Origin of the sequence: Ruegeria faecimaris, from assembly GCF_900182615.1 — a bacterium.
Lineage (GTDB): Bacteria > Pseudomonadota > Alphaproteobacteria > Rhodobacterales > Rhodobacteraceae > Ruegeria > Ruegeria faecimaris.
The window spans coordinates 223,924-242,819 of the sequence record NZ_FXTE01000001.1 but is presented as its reverse complement, the minus strand read 5'-3'; the positions used below and the strand labels follow the sequence as shown (position 1 = coordinate 242,819).

23 protein-coding genes are annotated in these 18,896 nt (G+C 57.8%); 7 read left to right on the top strand and 16 right to left on the bottom strand.

Annotation, left to right across the window (positions count from 1 at the left end; genetic code table 11):
* Nucleotides 1-54: 54 nt before the first annotated feature.
* Entirely contained in the window at nucleotides 55-852 is a 798-nt protein-coding gene (locus FN806_RS01240; protein WP_142633223.1) for a hypothetical protein, read from the bottom strand.
* A 153-nt stretch (nucleotides 853-1,005) separates the two neighbouring features.
* On the opposite strand from FN806_RS01240, the gene aqpZ reads away from it, so the two are divergent.
* Nucleotides 1,006-1,692: an aquaporin Z gene (gene aqpZ / locus FN806_RS01235; protein WP_142633221.1), complete on the top strand. Its 687-nt coding sequence runs from the start codon at nucleotides 1,006-1,008 to the stop codon at nucleotides 1,690-1,692.
* Between the two features lie 59 nt (nucleotides 1,693-1,751).
* Here the strand turns inward: aqpZ and FN806_RS01230 are convergent, their stop codons facing one another.
* Together FN806_RS01230 and FN806_RS01225 are read right to left on the bottom strand one after the other, a co-directional pair.
* The gene (locus FN806_RS01230) at nucleotides 1,752-2,300 is read right to left on the bottom strand and encodes a peptidylprolyl isomerase (RefSeq protein WP_142633219.1); all 549 of its coding nucleotides are present in this window, start codon (nucleotides 2,298-2,300) and stop codon (nucleotides 1,752-1,754) included.
* Complete coding sequence (locus tag FN806_RS01225; protein WP_142633217.1) at nucleotides 2,293-2,799, bottom strand: peptidylprolyl isomerase; 507 nt, start codon at nucleotides 2,797-2,799, stop codon at nucleotides 2,293-2,295. The genes FN806_RS01230 and FN806_RS01225 overlap by 8 nt, the downstream gene beginning before the upstream one ends.
* 133 nt (nucleotides 2,800-2,932) lie before the next feature.
* On the opposite strand from FN806_RS01225, the gene FN806_RS01220 reads away from it, so the two are divergent.
* The 5 genes from FN806_RS01220 to FN806_RS01200 all read left to right on the top strand — a co-directional run bounded on the left by FN806_RS01220 (nucleotide 2,933) and on the right by FN806_RS01200 (nucleotide 8,420).
* A complete protein-coding gene (locus tag FN806_RS01220) occupies nucleotides 2,933-4,123 on the top strand; it encodes a phosphoglycerate kinase (RefSeq protein WP_142633215.1) in 1,191 nt (396 codons plus the stop codon).
* Nucleotides 4,124-4,249: 126 nt separating this feature from the next.
* Nucleotides 4,250-4,549 (top strand): FtsB family cell division protein, encoded by a 300-nt coding sequence (locus FN806_RS01215; protein ID WP_185956602.1) that lies wholly within the window; start codon nucleotides 4,250-4,252, stop codon nucleotides 4,547-4,549.
* A gap of 175 nt (nucleotides 4,550-4,724) precedes the next feature.
* Nucleotides 4,725-5,714 (top strand): pyruvate dehydrogenase (acetyl-transferring) E1 component subunit alpha, encoded by a 990-nt coding sequence (gene pdhA / locus FN806_RS01210; RefSeq protein ID WP_142633213.1) that lies wholly within the window; start codon nucleotides 4,725-4,727, stop codon nucleotides 5,712-5,714.
* 15 nt (nucleotides 5,715-5,729) lie between these two features.
* On the top strand, nucleotides 5,730-7,100 hold the full coding sequence (locus FN806_RS01205) for a pyruvate dehydrogenase complex E1 component subunit beta (protein ID WP_142633211.1): 1,371 nt from the start codon (nucleotides 5,730-5,732) through the stop codon (nucleotides 7,098-7,100).
* Between the two features lie 15 nt (nucleotides 7,101-7,115).
* Nucleotides 7,116-8,420: a pyruvate dehydrogenase complex dihydrolipoamide acetyltransferase gene (locus tag FN806_RS01200; RefSeq protein ID WP_142633209.1), complete on the top strand. Its 1,305-nt coding sequence runs from the start codon at nucleotides 7,116-7,118 to the stop codon at nucleotides 8,418-8,420.
* A 61-nt stretch (nucleotides 8,421-8,481) separates the two neighbouring features.
* Here the strand turns inward: FN806_RS01200 and cysE are convergent, their stop codons facing one another.
* A complete protein-coding gene (gene cysE, locus FN806_RS01195) occupies nucleotides 8,482-9,291 on the bottom strand; it encodes a serine O-acetyltransferase (RefSeq protein ID WP_142633207.1) in 810 nt (269 codons plus the stop codon).
* A gap of 63 nt (nucleotides 9,292-9,354) precedes the next feature.
* On the opposite strand from cysE, the gene FN806_RS01190 reads away from it, so the two are divergent.
* A complete protein-coding gene (locus FN806_RS01190; RefSeq protein WP_342781988.1) occupies nucleotides 9,355-9,714 on the top strand; it encodes a TraR/DksA family transcriptional regulator in 360 nt (119 codons plus the stop codon).
* Here the strand turns inward: FN806_RS01190 and FN806_RS01185 are convergent.
* Genes FN806_RS01185 through FN806_RS01130 form a run of 12 tightly spaced genes read right to left on the bottom strand, consistent with a single transcriptional unit; the run spans nucleotide 9,695 to nucleotide 18,894 of the window.
* A complete protein-coding gene (locus FN806_RS01185; protein WP_142633204.1) occupies nucleotides 9,695-9,991 on the bottom strand; it encodes a DUF7742 family protein in 297 nt (98 codons plus the stop codon). The genes FN806_RS01190 and FN806_RS01185 overlap by 20 nt on opposite strands.
* 5 nt (nucleotides 9,992-9,996) lie before the next feature.
* On the bottom strand, nucleotides 9,997-13,959 hold the full coding sequence (locus FN806_RS01180; RefSeq protein WP_142633202.1) for a baseplate multidomain protein megatron: 3,963 nt from the start codon (nucleotides 13,957-13,959) through the stop codon (nucleotides 9,997-9,999).
* Nucleotides 13,960-14,406, bottom strand: a complete 447-nt coding sequence (locus FN806_RS01175; protein WP_142633200.1) for a C40 family peptidase — start codon at nucleotides 14,404-14,406, stop codon at nucleotides 13,960-13,962.
* Nucleotides 14,403-15,290 (bottom strand): DUF2163 domain-containing protein, encoded by an 888-nt coding sequence (locus tag FN806_RS01170; protein ID WP_142633198.1) that lies wholly within the window; start codon nucleotides 15,288-15,290, stop codon nucleotides 14,403-14,405. Before FN806_RS01170 ends, FN806_RS01175 begins: the two co-directional genes overlap by 4 nt.
* Nucleotides 15,290-15,922 (bottom strand): DUF2460 domain-containing protein, encoded by a 633-nt coding sequence (locus FN806_RS01165; RefSeq protein ID WP_142633196.1) that lies wholly within the window; start codon nucleotides 15,920-15,922, stop codon nucleotides 15,290-15,292. The genes FN806_RS01170 and FN806_RS01165 overlap by 1 nt, the downstream gene beginning before the upstream one ends.
* A 15-nt stretch (nucleotides 15,923-15,937) precedes the next feature.
* Nucleotides 15,938-16,600: a phage tail tape measure protein gene (locus tag FN806_RS01160; protein ID WP_142633194.1), complete on the bottom strand. Its 663-nt coding sequence runs from the start codon at nucleotides 16,598-16,600 to the stop codon at nucleotides 15,938-15,940.
* Complete coding sequence (locus FN806_RS01155; RefSeq protein WP_142633192.1) at nucleotides 16,587-16,796, bottom strand: rcc01693 family protein; 210 nt, start codon at nucleotides 16,794-16,796, stop codon at nucleotides 16,587-16,589. Before FN806_RS01155 ends, FN806_RS01160 begins: the two co-directional genes overlap by 14 nt.
* Nucleotides 16,793-17,113, bottom strand: a complete 321-nt coding sequence (locus FN806_RS01150; RefSeq protein ID WP_142633190.1) for a gene transfer agent family protein — start codon at nucleotides 17,111-17,113, stop codon at nucleotides 16,793-16,795. The genes FN806_RS01155 and FN806_RS01150 overlap by 4 nt, the downstream gene beginning before the upstream one ends.
* Nucleotides 17,114-17,115: 2 nt before the next feature.
* A complete protein-coding gene (locus tag FN806_RS01145; RefSeq protein WP_142633188.1) occupies nucleotides 17,116-17,529 on the bottom strand; it encodes a phage major tail protein, TP901-1 family in 414 nt (137 codons plus the stop codon).
* Between the two features lie 20 nt (nucleotides 17,530-17,549).
* Nucleotides 17,550-17,963: a DUF3168 domain-containing protein gene (locus FN806_RS01140; RefSeq protein ID WP_142633186.1), complete on the bottom strand. Its 414-nt coding sequence runs from the start codon at nucleotides 17,961-17,963 to the stop codon at nucleotides 17,550-17,552.
* Nucleotides 17,960-18,298 (bottom strand): phage head closure protein, encoded by a 339-nt coding sequence (locus FN806_RS01135; protein WP_142633184.1) that lies wholly within the window; start codon nucleotides 18,296-18,298, stop codon nucleotides 17,960-17,962. The genes FN806_RS01140 and FN806_RS01135 overlap by 4 nt, the downstream gene beginning before the upstream one ends.
* Nucleotides 18,295-18,894, bottom strand: coding sequence for a head-tail connector protein (locus FN806_RS01130; protein ID WP_142633182.1), 600 nt, complete (start codon nucleotides 18,892-18,894; stop codon nucleotides 18,295-18,297). Before FN806_RS01130 ends, FN806_RS01135 begins: the two co-directional genes overlap by 4 nt.
* Between the last annotated feature and the right edge of the window lie 2 nt (nucleotides 18,895-18,896).

Here is an 18,896-nt window from a genome sequence, read left to right as displayed (position 1 = left end):
AACGCCGCGGGACAGCCTGCGGCGTTTTCTTTTGCAATTCTGACCGAAAGGCTTTCACTGATCAGGTTGGTTCCAGGTCGCATTGGCCTCGATCACTTCTGCGACCATCAGCGCCTTTTCGGACAATTCTGGTGGCGTGCCATCATCAAAGGCAAGCTGCTGCATTCTTCGATACATGACTTCAGACGTGTAAAAATCAAATGCAGCCGTGCCGTCCGGGCTTTCCCAGAAGGCCGTGATCCAAACCGAGGGTGCATACCCGTAACACCAGTCCTGCCAGAACCGTTCTGCCAAAGTCGCCGTTTTAACTGCGGCTACTTGCGCCAAAAGGCCATCCATTGGCCAACCCCCGAGGCGAAACATGCATAGCGTATCGTCCAGACATTCTTCTGAGCCCCCTTCGATCGCCTTCAGAAGAAAACGTTTCTGGAAATCGTCCAGGACACGCCACTCCTCCGACGACCAGTTCCGGGCCTGTCCCGTCGGATACCGGCTCAGGCTGACTTCGATCCCGACAGAGCTTACCTCTTCGCCACAGGCCAAGACCTCTAGCACACGCGGCAAAAGATAGGCCCAGGTATTCTTGGCAATCCCTCCCGGATCACTCGCTGCAAAAAACCAGTCCTGAAGATAGTGCAACGGCAGTTCCTGAATGGGCGGGTGAAAGAAATCAGCCTCGATATCCGGTTCCATGCAGCACCCTTCGCAGACCTCGATATTGCTTGGCTTTGGACGTTTAAAAACGCGATAAGCATCCTGAATGAGCGGGAAGAACGGATCATCCGGCAATAACTTGGCCTTAACCGGCTTATTCGTCTTTGACGTCATCGTAGGCTGAACCCATATTTCCATGCCACACCCATAGGTCTATCTGCCCACTTTTGACGTGGCAAGCGCGCTCAAATACCCCTTCATTCTCCGCCGAATTTCTATGTGTGATGAGTAGCTTCGATATTTCTGTGTTTTGGATTACACTACAGCCCGTTGGTTTTCGGAGGACTTTTCATGTCAACAAAACTCATGGCTGAATTTTTCGGTACATTCTGGTTGGTGCTTGGCGGTTGCGGCAGCGCTGTTTTAGCGGCTGGCGTCGCGGATGTCGGTATCGGCTGGTTGGGCGTATCTTTCGCCTTTGGCCTAACAGTGCTGACTATGGCATTTGCCGTTGGCCACATTTCAGGCGGGCATTTCAATCCGGCAGTCAGTCTGGGTTTAATGATCGGCGGACGGTTCCCGGCTAAGGATCTGCTGCCCTATTGGATTGCTCAGGTTATCGGAGCCATTGCAGCAGCGGCTGTTCTGTATCTGATCGTCAGCGGCGCACCAGATTTCGCCGGGGTCGGAGGCTTTGCGTCCAATGGCTATGGCGAGGCTTCACCCATGGGCTATTCGATGATGTCCGCCTTGGCGATCGAGATCGTGCTGACGGCGTTTTTCATCCTGATCATTCTGGGCGCGACCTCAAGCGGTGCTCCGGCAGGGTTCGCGCCGATTGCCATCGGTCTGGCGCTGACGCTGATCCACCTGATCTCGATCCCGGTGACCAACACATCTGTCAACCCGGCACGGTCAACCGGTGTTGCCCTGTTTGCCGATGGGCCGGCGCTGGCTCAGCTATGGTTGTTCTGGGTTGCCCCGCTGATTGGTGGCGCGATTGGTGCGCTGATCTGGAAGGCCATGTCTGACGACTGATCCAAGCGCACGCTTACAAAAAGACCCCGGCACCTGACCAGGCACCGGGGTCCTTTTATCTATTCGGTCACGGTGACCTTTTTCATCGCATCCGGCTGGCCGATTACGGCTCCGTTCGGGCCTTCGCCCCGCTTGATCGCATCAACAACGTCCATACCGTCAGTGACCTGACCGACAACCGTATACTGACCGTTCAGGAACGGCCCAGGTTCAAACATTATGAAGAATTGCGAGTTGGCACTGTCGGGATCCTGCGCCCGCGCCATGCCAATAACACCACGATCAAAGTTATAGTCCGAGAACTCAGCTGGCAGATCCGGCCGATCCGAACCACCAGTACCGGCACGACGCATATCGCCACCGACCCGACCGTGTTCAACGTCACCGGTCTGAGCCATGAAGCCGTCGATCACGCGGTGAAACACCACGCCATCATACTGACCAGCAGCGGCAAGGGCGCTAATTTGTTCAACATGCTTGGGGGCAATATCGTCAAACAGATCAACGGTTACGGTGCCATTGGCCCCCTCTCCCTCAATCTCGATCTCAAGGCCCGTGGCCAGTGCAGGACCGGCCAGCAGGACAAATGCGGCGGCCAGCTTATACATCGGCAGCCACCTTGACGCTGATCATACGATCCGGGCTTGCGGGTGGCTCGCCCCGAACGATGGCGTCCACATGCTCCATCCCGTCGATGACACGGCCATAGACCGTGTATTGGCCGTTCAGGAAATGGTTGTCGCTAAAGTTGATGAAAAACTGCGAATTGGCCGAGTCCGGATTCTGCGACCGAGCCGCGCCCAACGTACCGCGATCATGCGGCAGTTTCGAAAACTCTGCCGGAACATTCGGCAGCGATGACCCGCCTGTGCCTGCACTGCGCAGATTGAATCCGTCTTCCATATCGCCGTGCTGCACGTCACCGGTTTGCGCCATGAAACCGTCGATCACACGGTGAAATGCCACGTTGTCATATTCACCGCTGCGCGCCAGTTCCTTCATCCGAGCGCTATGCTGCGGGGCCAAATCTGGCAGCAGCTCGATGACGACATTGCCGCCCTTCAGCTCGATGATGATTGTGTTTTCGGGATCCTTGATCTCGGCCATGTGGCCCTCCTGTCGTTTATCTTGCGCAAATACCTATGCGCCACACACGCGAAAGCCAAGTGACGCATTGACCTGAGGGCAAAATGCAGGAAAAGAACCGCCTAGATCGGTTGCCAAACACGAGGATCGCGCGATGGGCTGGAAAACACTGGACGATATGGACCTGAACGGTAAACGCGTGCTGGTGCGCGTGGATATCAATGTGCCCGTGGTGGATGGGGTCGTGACCGACGCTACCCGGATTCAGCGCATCGTTCCCACAGTACGCGATATTCTCGCCTCAGGCGGCAAGCCTATCCTTTTGGCCCATTTCGGACGCCCGGGCGGAGAGCGGCGCGAAAGCCTGTCGCTGAAACAACTTATTCCCACACTGGAAAGCGCCTTTGGCGCGCAGGTTCTGTTCGCAGCCGATTGCGTCGGAATCGAGGCCGAGCTTGTCGCAGACACTCTGCAAGCCGGACAAGTATTGCTGTTGGAAAACACCCGTTTTCATGCTGCTGAAACCAAGAATGATCCTGATCTGGCTGCTGGCATGGCCAAACTGGGCGAGGTCTATTGCAACGACGCCTTTTCCGCTGCGCACCGCGCCCACAGCTCAACCGAAGCTATCGCTCGCCTGCTGCCTGCCTGCGCTGGTCGGCTGATGCAGGCCGAGCTGCAAGCACTTGAAAGCGCCCTTGGCGCGCCCGAGCGTCCGGTGACAGCGGTGGTCGGTGGGGCAAAAGTGTCAACCAAGCTAGAGCTGCTGGGCAACCTGATCGACAAGGTGGATCACCTGATCATCGGCGGTGGCATGGCCAACACCTTTCTGGTGGCACAAGGTATCAGTGTCGGCAAATCGCTGGCCGAAACCGCGATGAAAGACACTGCCGCAGAGATTCTTGCCAAGGCGGAAAACTCTGGTTGTCAGATCGTTCTGCCGTGTGACGTGGTCGTTGCAAAAGCCTTCCAGGCCAATGCGCCGCATCAAGTTTTGCCCGCAGACCAATGCCCCGAAGACGGCATGATCCTGGATGCAGGCCCCGAGAGTGTCGCCGCTATCACTGAAGTCATCAGCCAAAGCCGAACCCTGATCTGGAACGGCCCTTTGGGCGCCTTTGAACTGGAACCGTTCGATGCTGCAACGAATGCGGCCGCACTGAAGGCTGCCGCGCTCAGCCGTTCGGGCCAGTTGGTCTCGGTCGCGGGCGGTGGTGATACCGTAGCCGCTCTGAACGCGTCCGGCGCGGCGCGGGATTTCACCTATATCTCGACAGCAGGCGGCGCATTCCTGGAATGGATGGAAGGAAAAACCCTGCCCGGCGTCGCCGCGCTGGAACAATAAATTCAGCTGCACGGGTAATTTTGCGAATCGGGGGATTCACAAGCCGAATCACCTGTGACATAGTGCAGTCAGATGCCAAGCATAATGGCACGACATTGAGGCAGACTTCATACGGCGGTAAACAGAGTGTCCCGTTCCCATCGGCCCGGTTTGGGCTCAGTTGCTTTTTTCTCGGTGGCTTTCATGCTGGGTGTGTATTTCACCTTTGCTGCCGTCCAAGGTGACTATGGCCTGTTTCGACGGGTCGAGATTGCAGCGGAACGGGATGCTCTGTCGCGCGACCTTGCAGCGTTGAGCACCGAAATCGCCGAAATGGAAAATCTGACCCGCAGGCTTTCAGACACCTATCTTGACCTCGATTTACTGGATCAGCAGGCGCGCTCGATCCTTGGTATGATCCGCTCGGATGAGATTGTCATCCGCTGAGCGGGACCAAAATTCTTCGTCGGAAATCCCTGCTGTGGTAACGTATACGTCCCTACCTGAACGGTTTTCCGCGTGTCAAGCCACAGCGCAATATTTCCACTCGCCAGAAAGCCTCAAATGTTCTATTAGATAGTTTAACGCTAAACTATCTTGCCGAGAGGGGGAGATCGCCACAATGGCTGCGCGAAAAACCACAAAGAAACCAAACGTTTCTGCGGAAGAACTCAAGACCTATTACCGTGAAATGTTGCTGATCCGCCGATTCGAAGAAAAGGCTGGCCAGCTATACGGCATGGGTCTGATCGGTGGTTTCTGCCACCTGTATATCGGTCAAGAGGCAGTTGTTGTGGGACTGGAAGCAGCCGCCGAAGAAGGTGACAAGCGGATCACCTCTTATCGCGATCATGGGCATATGCTGGCCTGCGGCATGGATCCGGGCGGCGTAATGGCAGAACTGACCGGGCGCGAGGGCGGATTGTCCAAGGGCAAAGGCGGTTCGATGCATATGTTCTCGAAAGAGAAGCATTTCTATGGCGGTCACGGCATCGTCGGGGCGCAGGTTCCTCTGGGTGCCGGTCTGGCCTTTGCCGACAAGTATCAGGAAAACGGCCGCGTCACCTTCACCTATTTCGGGGACGGCGCCGCAAACCAGGGGCAGGTCTATGAGACCTTCAATATGGCCGCGATCTGGGAGCTGCCGGTGATCTTTGTGATCGAGAACAACCAATACGCCATGGGGACGTCCCAGGCACGTTCGACCTCGACCAAAGACATCTACCATCGAGGCGAGGCGTTCGGCATCCCCGGCGAGATCGTCAACGGCATGGATGTGCTAGCGGTCAAAGAGGCCAGCGAAAAGGCCGTCGCCCATTGCCGCGCAGGCAAAGGTCCGTACATTCTGGAAATCAAAACCTATCGCTATCGCGGACACTCGATGTCCGACCCGGCCAAGTACCGCACCCGCGAAGAGGTTCAGAAGGTGCGCGAACAAAGCGACCCGATCGAACATGTCCGCGAGCTGCTGCTTTCCGGCAAACACGCGACCGAGGATGACCTGAAGGCGATCGACAAAGAGATCAAGGAGATCGTCAATCAAGCCGCTGAATTCTCGAAAGAAAGCCCCGAGCCGTCGCTGGACGAGCTTTGGACAGATATCTACGCCTGAGAGGACGATTAAGACATGGCAACCGAAATTCTCATGCCCGCCCTTTCCCCCACGATGGAAGAGGGCACCCTGGCCAAATGGCTGGTCAAGGAAGGCGACACCGTATCAAGCGGCGATATCATGGCCGAAATCGAAACAGATAAGGCCACGATGGAGTTTGAAGCCGTTGATGAAGGGATCATGGGCAAGATCCTGATCGCTGAAGGCACCGAAGGGGTCAAAGTAAATACCCCTATCGCCATCCTCGTCGAAGAAGGCGAAGACGCCTCCGCCCTGCCTGCGGCTGCACCCACAGCCGCAGCGACGACCGAAGCCGCCCCTGCTGCGGTTGAGGCCCCTGCTCCTGTCTCTGCCCCAGCCGCACCTAAGGTAGATCTGTCCCCAGATTGGCCAGCTGATGCCGAGATGAAATCTGAAACCGTGCGTGAAGCCCTGCGCGACGCCATGGCCGAAGAAATGCGCAATGACGGTGACGTCTACCTGATGGGTGAAGAAGTCGCCGAATATCAGGGCGCTTATAAAATCTCGCAAGGTTTGCTGGATGAGTTTGGCGCCAAGCGCGTAATCGACACCCCGATCACCGAACATGGTTTTGCCGGGATCGCAGTTGGTTCGGCCTTTGGCGGGTTGAAACCGATTGTCGAGTTCATGACCTTCAACTTCGCCATGCAGGCGATTGACCAGATCATCAACTCGGCCGCGAAAACGCTCTATATGTCCGGCGGTCAGATGGGCTGTCCCATCGTGTTCCGGGGTCCGAACGGTGCCGCCGCCCGCGTGGCAGCCCAGCACAGCCAGGACTATGCAGCCTGGTATATGCAGATCCCCGGCCTCAAGGTCGTCATGCCCTATTCAGCGGCCGACGCCAAAGGCTTGCTGAAATCCGCGATCCGTGACCCGAACCCGGTGATCTTCCTTGAAAACGAAATCCTCTATGGTCGTTCATTCGAAGTACCGCAGGTGGATGACCTGAGCATTCCGTTGGGCAAGGCCCGCATCTGGCGCGAGGGCACAGACGTGACCATCGTCAGCTTTGGGATCGGCATGCAGTTCGCACTGGAAGCCGCCGATAAACTGGCCGAGGACGGCATCAGCGCCGAAGTGATCGACCTGCGCACCATCCGCCCGATGGACACAGGCGCAATCATCAATTCGGTGATGAAAACCAACCGTCTTGTGACCGTCGAAGAAGGCTGGCCGCAAGGCTCGGTCGGCAGCTACATTTCATCGGTGGTGATGCAGGAAGCGTTTGATTACCTCGACGCGCCTGTCATCAACTGCACCGGCAAGGATGTTCCGATGCCCTACGCAGCGAACCTCGAAAAACTGGCGCTGGTGACCACCGACGAGGTGATCGCAGCCGTCAAACAAGTGACCTACCGGTAAGGGAGCAACAGACAGATGCCCACCGAAATTCTGATGCCCGCCCTGTCGCCGACCATGGAGGAAGGCACGCTTGCCAAATGGCTGGTCAAAGAGGGCGACACAGTCTCCTCCGGAGATCTGCTCGCCGAAATCGAAACCGACAAGGCCACGATGGAGTTCGAGGCCGTTGACGAAGGCACAATCGGCAAAATCCTGATCCCTGAAGGAACCGAAGGGGTCAAGGTCAACACCGCCATCGCGGTTTTGCTGGAAGAAGGCGAAAGCGCTGATGATATCAGTGCAACGCCTGCAGCGGCTCCGGCGGCGGCGCCAGCCGCCACGGGCAACGAGGCCTCCGCTCCAGCGGCGTCCGAAGCGCCCGTCCCCGCCCCGGCAGCGCCGGTCAAGGCAGATGGCGGTCGTATCTTCGCCTCGCCCCTGGCTCGTCGCATCGCTGCGCAAAAAGGTCTCGACCTAGCGCAAATCAGTGGATCCGGCCCACATGGGCGTATCGTCAAGGCGGATGTCGAAAGCGCAACCGCAGCCCCTGCTGTGGCGGCTGCCCCTGTACAGGCCGCATTAGCACCAGCCTCCACAGCCGCGCCAACCGGCCCCTCGACGGATATGGTCATGCGGATGTACGAATCCCGCGATTACGAAGAGGTTAAGCTGGACGGGATGCGCAAAACCATCGCCGCGCGCTTGACCGAGGCCAAACAAACAATCCCGCATTTCTATCTACGCCGGGATATCAAGCTGGATGCACTGCTGAAATTCCGCGGTCAGTTGAATAAGCAACTTGAGGCCCGCGGCGTCAAACTCAGCGTCAATGACTTCATCATCAAGGCCCTGGCCAATGCGCTGCAACAGGTGCCCGAATGCAACGCCGTCTGGGCGGGAGATCGGGTTCTGCAGCTGAAACCCTCGGACGTGGCCGTTGCCGTCGCGATCGAAGGTGGCCTGTTCACGCCGGTCCTGCAAAACGCCGACACCAAGTCGCTGTCAGCGCTTTCAACCGAGATGAAGGACCTGGCTGCCCGTGCCCGCGAACGCAAGCTGGCCCCGCATGAGTATCAGGGCGGCACATTTGCGGTCTCGAACCTGGGCATGTTCGGCATCGACAATTTCGACGCTATCGTGAACCCACCGCATGCGGGCATTCTGGCCGTCGGCACTGGCGCAAAGAAACCAGTTGTTGGTGACGATGGCGAACTGACGGTTGCAACAGTCATGTCGGTTACGATGTCGGTCGATCACCGGGTCATCGACGGTGCCCTCGGTGCGCAGCTGCTGCAGGCGATCGTCGACAATCTGGAAAACCCGATGGTCATGCTAGCCTGATATCTGGCTAAAAAAAGGCCGCCCTCTACTGGGCGGCCTTTTTCTTTAAGAACCTTCAGATCTAGTGATCTTTGCCCAGCATATGATCCATCGAGATCGAGGGCTGGTCACATCCTGCTTCACCGACGATCTTGGCCGGAATACCGGCAACAGTTTTGCATGGTGGCACCTCTTGCAGCACCACCGAACCGGCGGCAATCCGGCTACAATGGCCCACTTTGATATTGCCCAAGACTTTGGCGCCGGCGCCGATCAAAACGCCATCACCAATCTTGGGGTGACGTTGCTCCTCTTCTTTTCCGGTCCCGCCCAGCGTGACCGAATGCAACATCGAAACATTGTCGCCAACGATGGCCGTTTCACCGATCACGATGGAATGAGCATGGTCGATCATGATCCCCTTACCGATTTTGGCAGCCGGGTGAATGTCGATGCCGAAGATTTCGGAGGACCGCATCTGGAAGAAATAGGCCAGATCATATCGCCCCTTGAGCCATAGCCAATGGGCGACGCGGTAGGCCTGCATCGCTTGATAACCCTTGAAATACAGAATCGGTTGCAGAAGACGGTGGCAGGCCGGGTCCCTCTCGTAGACCGCCATCAGGTCTGCGCGGGCGGCCTCAATCAAATGGGGATCGTCAGCATAAGCTTCGTCCACGATCTCGCGCAGAACCATCATCGACATTTCGTTCGAGCATAGTTTAGCGGAAACGCGATAGGACAATGCTCTGGTCAGGCTGCGATGATGCAGAATACAGGCGTGCACCAATCCACCCATCAGTGGTTCATTCTCGACCGCTGCCTGAGCCTCGGTCGTGATGCGATCCCAAACGGGATCTACAGGTGTGACATGACTGCGCTTTTCCAACATGGCTTTTGATCCTTTGCTGCGCCTAGAATGCCATTTAGTGGCTAAAAGGCCAAACGCAAACCCGTGATCGGCAAAGCAACGAAAATGAATGAGGCTGACCTGAAGCAAATCAACGAGAAAATCCGTGCCAGGATGGACGAATTGGAGCGCCAGTCGCAGGCCGGGAAAGATGCGCAATCTGTTGTTGAACTGGATCAACAATCTATCGGTCGTCTGAGCCGGATGGATGCGCTACAGAACCAGGCCATGGCCAAGGCGCACCAAGTCAATCGGGACCTGAAATACCGACGCCTTTTGGCCGCGCTGAAGCGGATTGAAAGTCAAGAATACGGTTTCTGCGAAGATTGCGGCGAGCCGATTCCAAATGGCCGACTTGAATTGGACCTCGCCGCAACCAGATGTGTCAGCTGTGCTTCTGGTTAATGCGGAACCGGATCAAATGACGCAGCACCGTCTCAAAACACCGGCAATACTGCAGATCATCGAATGAGGGTTCGGCGGCAAGGCGCCGGTTTCGCGCCGCAGCCATTAACGAACCGTTGCCGAACAACGGGTGTAGCCGCCCTGTTTTACTTACATGGCCGTCAGCCGTTTCAGCTTCGGCAATCATACGTCGGCATAAACGGTCACGCTGATCGGGCGGCGCGTTCAACAAAACACGCGCCGCCGCGCTGACATCTCCGTGCAATACGGGCCGCACCGCGCCTATCCGACCTGCAGCCTGACAGGCAATCCGGGTCCGTAAGCCGCAGATATCTGCGAAACCGACACCTCATAAGACCCTGTAACAGTATCCGTGGCCTTCATGGATGACGTATAGTGCCAATCCGGCTGGGCAACGACCTCTTCGCGGATCAGGCTACCATTCTGCCGGACCTGAACAAGGTAGGCTTCGGTTTCTTCATTCAACGGCACATCCAGCCCGGACCAGTCATCGCCATCCAGACGTGTCCGCCGCACCCATGAGAACACGTCCCTCGAGCTGGATTGCTGCACGCGAAGATGAGAGGGGGCATAGGGCCGCAAACCATTGCCTTCAAAGGCCTCGACCAGATGCTCGTAAGAGGGATCTTCATACCCTCTGGTTGCAGGGCCAATGCGATAATGTTTGGTCAGGCCACGTTCCGACCGCAACAACCCTGTCTGGAAGACACGTTCGTCCAACAACACGAACATTGATCCTTCGGGCCAGAGATCGGGCATGATTGCATCTGTCCCCAGCTGACCGCGCAGCCGCCCGGATAGGGTATAGACACCTTCCTCTTGCAGAGCAGCATCCGCGAACTGGAACACCTCCCAATTGCCGGGCGTTCCGTCGCCAATCGCTGCAAGATTTGCGCCGTTTAACAAGGCAGACCGTGGACGGGACTCCAGGACGCCATCTACCAGATTGACCTGCAAGGCATCGCCCTCGTCCCAAAGTCCGGCACTGGCCCTTCGCATCGGGCTTTCGGTGAAGCCTATTATGGCCTGCCCTGTAATCACCTGATGCAACGCGTAATCCTCATCGCTTGATGCGGCATACACCGCAACGCTTCCTGGCCAAGGGTCTGCTGCAACCGCAAGATATGGCGCATGCGGCACTTCGGAACCGGGGATCTGAGGCAGGTCCAAGAATACCGGCAGCACCGGCACCGGAGCGACAAATGGCTTCGCTGTAACTTCATCAGCGGGGGCATCTGGCGGTGTGTAAACGCCGGGTTCGATCCTGACAGCCTCGGCCAGTTGCATTTCGGCCTGTTCAAGCCTGTCAATGCGATAGCGCGCGTCCTGCCCACCACTGACCAGCCGCACAACATCCCCTGCCCCGACATTCAAATGCGAAGGCGGTAATGCAAACCTGGCCGTTTCACGCGAGACACGCGCCTCACTCAGCCAGCGTTCCACCGTTTGACGCCCCTCGGCCCGCGTCATGGACAACGGCATCTCATTTACCGATACCGAATGGGTTTCATCATCAGGCAACACAGCCTCTTCCGAGGATATTTCATGGTCAGCATCAGACTGAACAAAGCGCAGCCTGACACGGCCAGATATTTCCGCCTCAGCCTCGCGACGATATTCCACGTGTCCGTCAATGTCCGAAGTGATGGCCAACTGCTCTTCATTCAGGGTCAGGGCACGTGCGCCATCCCGCATCTGAAAGATCAGCTTTCCTTCGCGTTCAAGCGCATCGAAACCATACCGCAGCATGAGCGGTTGCAATGCCGAACGGGCATCCGAAACCTGTTCAACCGCATAGCCCTGAACGGTACCGTAAAGACCCGAGACATCAATCTCGGTAACGCCGGCTGCATGGCAAAGTTCGGTCACAACAGAGGCCAGCGTTCGTGAGCCGGAACGCCCATTAAGCCAATGGCCGCGGGCATAGTTTGCCCCATCGCTCCATTGGCTGCGCAGGTTTGGAAAGGTCGGATAGGGCCGCGCATCCCACGCCCAGACATAGGCATTGGACACGTCCACCATCGGGCCACCATAGCTGGATGAAACTGGATTGATATCTGCGTCCGACCAATAGCCAAGGACCGCCCTGAGGTATTGCGCCTGCAGAAAGTCGTCCCGAAACCCGTTTGAATATTTCGGCAACCCGGATTCTGAAGATTTAGGATCCAGAAACTTGTTGGGCTGATTGGTGCCTTTGTCTACTGCCGCACAACCGAGCTCAGTGAACCAGATTGGCTTGGACTCTGGCAACCAAAGAGTCGGGTTATCGCTGCGCACACCATTGATTCGCTCGTGATGCGGTTGTGACCACCAGTTGCGAACGTCCTTATAACGCCAGATCCACGGCTCGTTATGGGTGCCGTCTTCGATCGGTGTGCGGATTTGTGCCGCCTCTTCTTCGGGCGAGGCATAATACCAGTCATAGCCTTCGCCACCTTCGATGTTCCCAAGCAGATAGGAAAGATCGTAGATGGATTTTGCGCCGGCATCCGCATCCACGTGATCTTCACCGTCCCGCCAGTCGGACAGAGGCATGTAGTTGTCGATACCGACGAAATCTATGTTGTCATCCGCCCAAAGCGGATCGAGGTGGAAGTAGCGATCCCCACTGCCATCATTTGGCTGGTAGCCGAAATACTCGCTCCAGTCCGCCGCATAACCGATCTTTGTGTCTGGCCCCAGAATACTACGCACTTGCCCTGCCAAAACGCGCAGCTGCTCAACGGCCGGAAATCCGTTTAGGCCACGAATCTGGGTAAGACCACGCATTTCCGAACTGATACAGAAGGAGTCCACCCCACCTGCCGCCTTACACAAGGCAGCGTAGTGAAGAATAAATCGGCACAACCCCCATTCCTGCGGGCCAGAATAGGAAACCGTGCCGTTTCCGATAACAAAATCATCCGCTCGCGCCTGACCAAAGAAATCGGACACCTGAACATCGGCCTCAGCCATCTGGTCCGGAGACCCGTCCCGCCCAGGCGCAACGCTCAGGGTGATGCGACCGCGCCAGGGAAGGTGGGGCTGATCGCTGGCGTCTGACCACGGATCGGGCAATCCGTTTCCACCGATCTGATCCATCAGGATAAACGGGTAGAACATGACCCGCTTCCCCTCTTGCTTAAGGTGTTGGATCGCTTGAATGACCGATGCGTCCGCTGGTGTCGCGCCATAGACGGGCTCGTTATTTTCCTGACGAACGATCTGGGCGGTTGCCCTTGTCAGCCCCGCGACACCCCAGGACATATTTTTGCCTTCGATACCATTTTGCAGAACCTTTGGTTGTATCTTGCATTGACCGCATCGCAGATCACTTCCGAACCAGGACACAACCAAAGAGGCGGCTTCACAGCCCGGAAGTTCACTTTTCAAGGCTTGTGTGGACGTCACGAGATCAGGCAAACCAGAGGTTGAATTCACATTGGCCGCCCAACTGCGGCCGCGGCCTTTTGTGTAATTCACCTGCTGGGACGCCAGTGCATATTCACCGGTCCCAGGCATTAGCGCCACGCCTCGTACAATACGTGACAAGGAATTTTCGGTATCAGGCAAACCAGGCTGCTCTTGCCGCACGACCTCGAACGAGAACTGCGGGACGCGGTTTCCAAAAGCGCCCAGCTTCAAATCTTCGATCACAATATAGGCGGTGCCACGATAGGCCGGGACATTTCCACTACCTTCGATTGCTTCGATCAACGGATCGGGCAGCTGATCGTCGGTGCCAGGATAGACGCGCATATTCAAACTGCTGCGCTCAATCTCTTCGCCATCTGCCCAGACACGCGGCACGTCAGATATTTGCCCCGCGCCCAACGCGACCGCTAATGAAACTGAATAGCTGTAGCTGTTGGTGGTCGTTGTAACCTCGGGCTGCTTGGGGGATCCCTTGCCACCCCCAACCGATTGCGTGGTAGAGCTGGTGCTGCGGGCTTCCAGAAAATCCGAAGCCCAGATAACCTGCCCCCCGACACGCATCCGACCAAAGATGTTGGCGACAGCGGCGCCCTCGCCCGTCTGAGTAAGGCGAAAACGGTCCAATCGGCCCGTTTCTACAACTTCGCTGCCGCTGCCCATGACCGACTGGCTCATCAAACGCTGGTCGATGACACGCCCAAGAGTGGCACCAATGGCACGGCCGATAACTGCCGTGGACAGCCCCGCAACCGTCCCGCCAATGGCCCCGCCAACAGCGGCACCCGCCGCAGACAGTAATATCGTCGCCATCTAGATATCCTCCGTGGGGAACTCAAAACAAGAAACAACCCGCCGTCGCCACGGGTCGCTCAGGGCGCTTTCAACAACGCCATGTCCGGAATAAGCGTGAATGAACCGAGGGATGTCTCGACAGGTGCTGACAATCCCCAAATGCTTGGCAACGCCACTTTCCCGCATACGAAACAGCAACACGTCTCCGACAGAAAACCATGCCGGGTCTTTCTCGATAAGATGGCGGCGTGCTGCGGCCCACATACGCTCTTCGCCCTGTGGTTCAGACCAATCCATGCTATAGATCGGGACGGCCTCAGGTTCGTGCCCAAGCACCGCCCGCCATACGCCGCGCAGCAGGCCCAGACAGTCTGTTCCGACCCCTTTGACAGAAGCTTGATGAACATAGGGGGTACCAAGCCAGCTTCGGGCCTCATCAACAATGCTTTGCTTTATCGGGGTCATCGTCTGCTGCCTCCGCGGTTCGCCCCGTTGTTCTTGGGAACGGCCATCACCCAATCTTCGGAAGGCAGGTCAGGAAAGCCTTGGAAATTATTGATATTATTGAACTTCACACGACAGGTCGTCATGCGCTTGTCACAACCCGCGGTCAGCCTTACCTTGTCGCCCTCGGCCAATCCTCCGCTGATTGCAGACCACAGAACGATCGAACGGCCATCGTCAGTCTTTTGGTCCTTCTTGACCGCCCCCCACAGCCCAGCCGCGCGGCCTGTCAGCACATCGAGCCGCCCACGTTCGAACCATGCCTCAAGGTGAGTTTCCGCCCCTCGCAGCTGCAAAATACTGCCACCCGTCAAACCGACGATCTCAGCTTCGGCCGAGTATCCCGGGGCATCGGTGTTGAACCCGCACGCCTTGTCGCCCAACACGGCTGTGCAGGGCTTTTGGTAAATCCGGCCCAAAGGTCGGTTCAACTTATCTGTCAGGCCCCGCAGTTCGGCATGAAAAGCCCCACCTGCCCGTCGCAATTCACCGATTGATCCGCGGAACTGCAACATTCGCTGCGATGGATCGGCCCAGTTCACAAGCCATGCCCGCACCTCGGCCCCGTCGAAGCGACCGGATTCGATATCCTCTTCGGTTACTGCGACATCCGATAACGCACCCATTGCTTCCGAGTTATCAATGGACAGCCCCGTTGCCTGCTCGATCGCGGCCGCCGTCAGACCCGAACTTGCATTGAAGTCCAGGCCTTCAAAGCTCAGCTTCAGGTCATGGTCGGTAAAGCCAAACTGAACACCGTCTGTGCGCGTAATCGCCCAACACCGACAGGTCGTTGTCAGACCGCTCTGCAGATGGGCCTGCAGTGCCTGTTTGTCACCAGCCATCAGACACGCACCTCGACCACTGGCACGTTCGGAACGTCCCCTGCCTGAAAACTCGCGACACTTGTCTGGATCTTGTCGGTGTCAAACCTCACTGGCACATCGAATTCAAAGCCGGCGGTGATATCAACCCGTTCAGGCGGAGGCGAATAGAACGTGACCAACCCCGAGTTCAGATCCACCTCGAAGTCGACACCTTCACGCATCTCATCCTGCTCGACGCCCACGCGGACGGTTCCCAATACGGGTTTGACGACCGGCCTTACATAACTGAATCCACCCGAGGAATAGGTCTTTACCAACTGGAATTCTGTCGCTACGCCATCACCTTGCGCAATGATCTGGTCGCCTTGGGCAACTTCGCCCGTAGCCGCACCAGATTTAAAATCGGACCAGTCTTTCCAGCGAAATCCAAACATCTGTCCCTGCCTCGCCTCGAAGAACGAGATCAACGTTTCGATGTCATCCAAGGATCGCATACCCAGACCGGCATCATAGCGACGCCGCGAATGCGCCCAGGGGGTATTGCGCTCTTCGAACCCGTTCGCCAGCGTCACAATATCCGTGCGCCTCTCGGGCCCACCGACCGAACCAAAACTCAGGCTGGCCGGAAATCTCACCTCGTGGAAATTCATGGTCTGCTCCCTGATCTACTTATTGCGATTGCCACGGCCCAGCGCGCGGCTCATCTGGGCCGCGATCTGGCTTTGGCTTCGACGGAAACCTTGCACGTCCGGGGTCGTGATGTTCATCACCACGTTCACCGCAGAGCCGCCGCCAGACATGCGCACGCCCAACTTCCCATCGGTACCGCGGGCCAGCGGCATGATGGCCTCGGGGCCAGCCTCGCCCATCAGCCCGGTGCCGCCACGCATTGGAAACGTGGTTGGACCGCTGATCACTCCACCGTTGGCAAAGGGCATCACCCGTCCTTGGCTGAAGCTGCCGCCGTCAGCAAAAGGAAGAATGCCCTTCACAAAACCTCCGATCCCATTGGCTAGAAGGCCGCCGAAATGATCCGTGACCGGTTTGATCGCAGCAGAATAAGCGGTGCGGATCATCGAGTTCTTCAAAACGTCCAGCGCATCGGACAGGTTCATTCCGTCCATCACGACTCCATCGAACGCCCGTCGCAGGCCACCGGACATGCCACGCTCCAGCGTTGCAACATCCTTGCCCGTTTCCTCAAAGGCTGCTTTGATGCGCTTCATCTGCCCATCAAATGCCGCGGCCATCGACGCCGCATCACCCAACGAGTCGCCAAGCGCCTCGCCCCGCTCCTGCAGGTCTTCCAACCCGTTACGATCCGTCATCACGCTCTCCTATTGTCTTGTCCGGATAGGCCGTCAGCAACGCATCCAAACCCATTCTGTTCATCGAAGGCATGCCCGCGCCATGCCCCAGCATCAGCCGCAACTCGGCCGGGGTAAGGCTCCAGAATTGATCCGGTGTCAGGCGTAGGCTGAGGTATCCGGCCCGCATCAATGCGGGCCAGTCGAACCCGCTCATGCCTGCCCCGGCACCATGAAGGCCCTTGCCAACAACTCGGCCGCAGCACACGCGCCGTGCATTGGCCCGCCCTCAATCTCGGCACTCAGCAGATCGGCGCGGGTGACATTGGCCCCGCCCCCCCGCAGCCCGGCGACGATAAGCGCCAGAACATCACCGCTGGAATAGGCGCCGCCTTCGAACCTTTGCACCAGTTCAACCAGTGTCCCTGTGCCCAATTCCCGTTCCAGTTCCGCCAAAGCGCCCAAGGTCAGCTTCAGAACCCGTTGCTCTCCATCGATGGTCAGTGCCACCTCTCCTGTCCACGGATTGGCCATCGTTACAGCGCCGTAAAGGTCAGAGCACCGGCGCTTGCCATGCTCATTTCATAGGTCGCTTCGCCATTGTGAGAGCCCGCATATTCGATGCCGGTCACCTGGAACGCACCCTCAACAATCCCGAAATCCGGGATGATGATCTGGAAACCCGGTGTCTCACCGTCAAAGAACAGCTGTCGCGCGCGTTCATCCGTTCCCGCGTCCTTGAATACGCCCGAGCCCGAAATCGAGGCCGACTTGACCCCCGCGCCAGACAAAAGCTCGCGCCAGCCACCCTGGCTTTCCAGGCTGGTCACATCGACACTTTCCGCGTTGAAACTGACCCGCGTGGCACGCAGCCCCGCAATGGTCTCGAACAGGCCTGAGCCGTTCATATCCACTTTGACCAACAGGTCTTTTCCGTTCTGGGCAGCCATTTGCTCTCTCCGTTGATTGCTTAATCGTCTTCCACGCGGGCGCGGAATTTCAGGTCGATCTGGCGGATCGCGCCGCCCGTTCCGGTCCGACGGGCCGAGGCACGTTCGAACCACAGCCCGACCAATCGGCCTCGATCCAGGGTCAGCCCCGCACTGTCCAGGGCGTCACAAACCGCCCCCGCCAACGTTTTTGCTGCACCGAACCCGGCAGCTTCGGACACGACGGACACCGTGAACCGATGCACCGCACCGGTCCCCGACCGGTCCGAGGCATCGCGCACCTCTTCCGGGCCCAGCGTCACATAGGTTTGCGGAACTGAACCCGCTGGAACGGCGTCATAGATCGCTCCACCTGAAAGAGTGCTGATCTGTGTGTCTTCCGACAATTTCTGGTAAATTGCCGCCTGCAACGCGGCTGAAACACCATAGCTCATACCGCCACCTCCTCATCCGCAAAGCAGATCAAGTACTGGCCGCGCAGGTCCCGCTCGGCGACGGCGCGGATAACGAAACGGCGTGTGCCTTCCGCAAACCGCTGATCCGGCGAGGGGCGCATGGTCGATCCTTCGGGTGCGCCACGAACCACAATCCGGTAGCCGACACGCGAAACCGGCAACCCTGCAACATTTCGCTCTGACCCGCTGCGCGCAGTGACTTCGGCCCAAACCGAGCCCAAGGCGACCCATGTTTCCAGATACCCACCGGCGCCATCAGCGGTGCGCACGGAGGATTCAAGCAACAGTTTTCTATTCAGCCGGGGCGCCTTCATTGGGCCACCCCTGCACCAAAACGAACCACACGATAGCGTTGGATCAGGCTGGTCACGCCAAAGGGCATACAGCCGGCACCCAACGTGGTCTCATCCCGGTATTCATAGTAATGCGCGGCCAACAGCAGAACCGCCTGCCCAAGATCTGCCGGCAAGCTTGACCATTCCCCGACAATACCGGCGATAAACGCGATCTTCACGGATCCGCCGGTCGAAATAGCGGGCAAGACAGCCCCGGCAGGGCGTATCCGCGGGCGCTGGCTATCGAGATCCAATCTGTATCTGTCAGACGAAACGGCGGTTTCAGTACCCGCTGCATCCGTCAAACTGACCGTATTGATGGTCGAGACCGGCGCCACAGGCAGCACTTCGCCCGCAGGGTCACGCCAACTGTTAAGGCTCCAGGAAAACTCACGCGTGATAAGTACCTTCCCGGTAAGCGCCTCAATCGCAGCAATCGCCGCCCTTAAGAAGCCCTTGAGCACTTCATCCTGCACGCCGGCACCAGTAAAGCCTGTTCCCAGCCTCAAATGCGCCTTGAACTGATCCACCGGCAGCGCCGCATCCGCGATGGCGGTTTCTTCGATCAACATCATCC

Excerpts from the sequence above, each read along its gene's own strand:
- FN806_RS01205 (WP_142633211.1), top strand. The coding sequence starts at position 5,730 with ATGGCAACCGAAATTCTCATGCCCGCCCTTTCCCCCACGATGGAAGAG.
- FN806_RS01130 (WP_142633182.1), bottom strand. The coding sequence starts at position 18,894 with ATGATGTTGATCGAAGAAACCGCCATCGCGGATGCGGCGCTGCCGGTG.
- FN806_RS01220 (WP_142633215.1), top strand. The coding sequence starts at position 2,933 with ATGGGCTGGAAAACACTGGACGATATGGACCTGAACGGTAAACGCGTG.
- FN806_RS01160 (WP_142633194.1), bottom strand. The coding sequence starts at position 16,600 with ATGACGGATCGTAACGGGTTGGAAGACCTGCAGGAGCGGGGCGAGGCG.
- FN806_RS01180 (WP_142633202.1), bottom strand. The coding sequence starts at position 13,959 with ATGGCGACGATATTACTGTCTGCGGCGGGTGCCGCTGTTGGCGGGGCC.
- FN806_RS01150 (WP_142633190.1), bottom strand. The coding sequence starts at position 17,113 with ATGGCCAATCCGTGGACAGGAGAGGTGGCACTGACCATCGATGGAGAG.
- FN806_RS01175 (WP_142633200.1), bottom strand. The coding sequence starts at position 14,406 with ATGACCCCGATAAAGCAAAGCATTGTTGATGAGGCCCGAAGCTGGCTT.
- cysE (WP_142633207.1), bottom strand. The coding sequence starts at position 9,291 with ATGTTGGAAAAGCGCAGTCATGTCACACCTGTAGATCCCGTTTGGGAT.
- FN806_RS01135 (WP_142633184.1), bottom strand. The coding sequence starts at position 18,298 with ATGAAGGCGCCCCGGCTGAATAGAAAACTGTTGCTTGAATCCTCCGTG.
- FN806_RS01225 (WP_142633217.1), bottom strand. The coding sequence starts at position 2,799 with ATGGCCGAGATCAAGGATCCCGAAAACACAATCATCATCGAGCTGAAG.
- FN806_RS01165 (WP_142633196.1), bottom strand. The coding sequence starts at position 15,922 with ATGAATTTCCACGAGGTGAGATTTCCGGCCAGCCTGAGTTTTGGTTCG.
- aqpZ (WP_142633221.1), top strand. The coding sequence starts at position 1,006 with ATGTCAACAAAACTCATGGCTGAATTTTTCGGTACATTCTGGTTGGTG.
- FN806_RS01140 (WP_142633186.1), bottom strand. The coding sequence starts at position 17,963 with ATGAGCTATGGTGTTTCAGCCGCGTTGCAGGCGGCAATTTACCAGAAA.
- FN806_RS01200 (WP_142633209.1), top strand. The coding sequence starts at position 7,116 with ATGCCCACCGAAATTCTGATGCCCGCCCTGTCGCCGACCATGGAGGAA.
- FN806_RS01230 (WP_142633219.1), bottom strand. The coding sequence starts at position 2,300 with ATGTATAAGCTGGCCGCCGCATTTGTCCTGCTGGCCGGTCCTGCACTG.
- FN806_RS01145 (WP_142633188.1), bottom strand. The coding sequence starts at position 17,529 with ATGGCTGCCCAGAACGGAAAAGACCTGTTGGTCAAAGTGGATATGAAC.
- FN806_RS01170 (WP_142633198.1), bottom strand. The coding sequence starts at position 15,290 with ATGGCTGGTGACAAACAGGCACTGCAGGCCCATCTGCAGAGCGGTCTG.
- pdhA (WP_142633213.1), top strand. The coding sequence starts at position 4,725 with ATGGCTGCGCGAAAAACCACAAAGAAACCAAACGTTTCTGCGGAAGAA.
- FN806_RS01240 (WP_142633223.1), bottom strand. The coding sequence starts at position 852 with ATGGAAATATGGGTTCAGCCTACGATGACGTCAAAGACGAATAAGCCG.
- FN806_RS01155 (WP_142633192.1), bottom strand. The coding sequence starts at position 16,796 with ATGAGCGGGTTCGACTGGCCCGCATTGATGCGGGCCGGATACCTCAGC.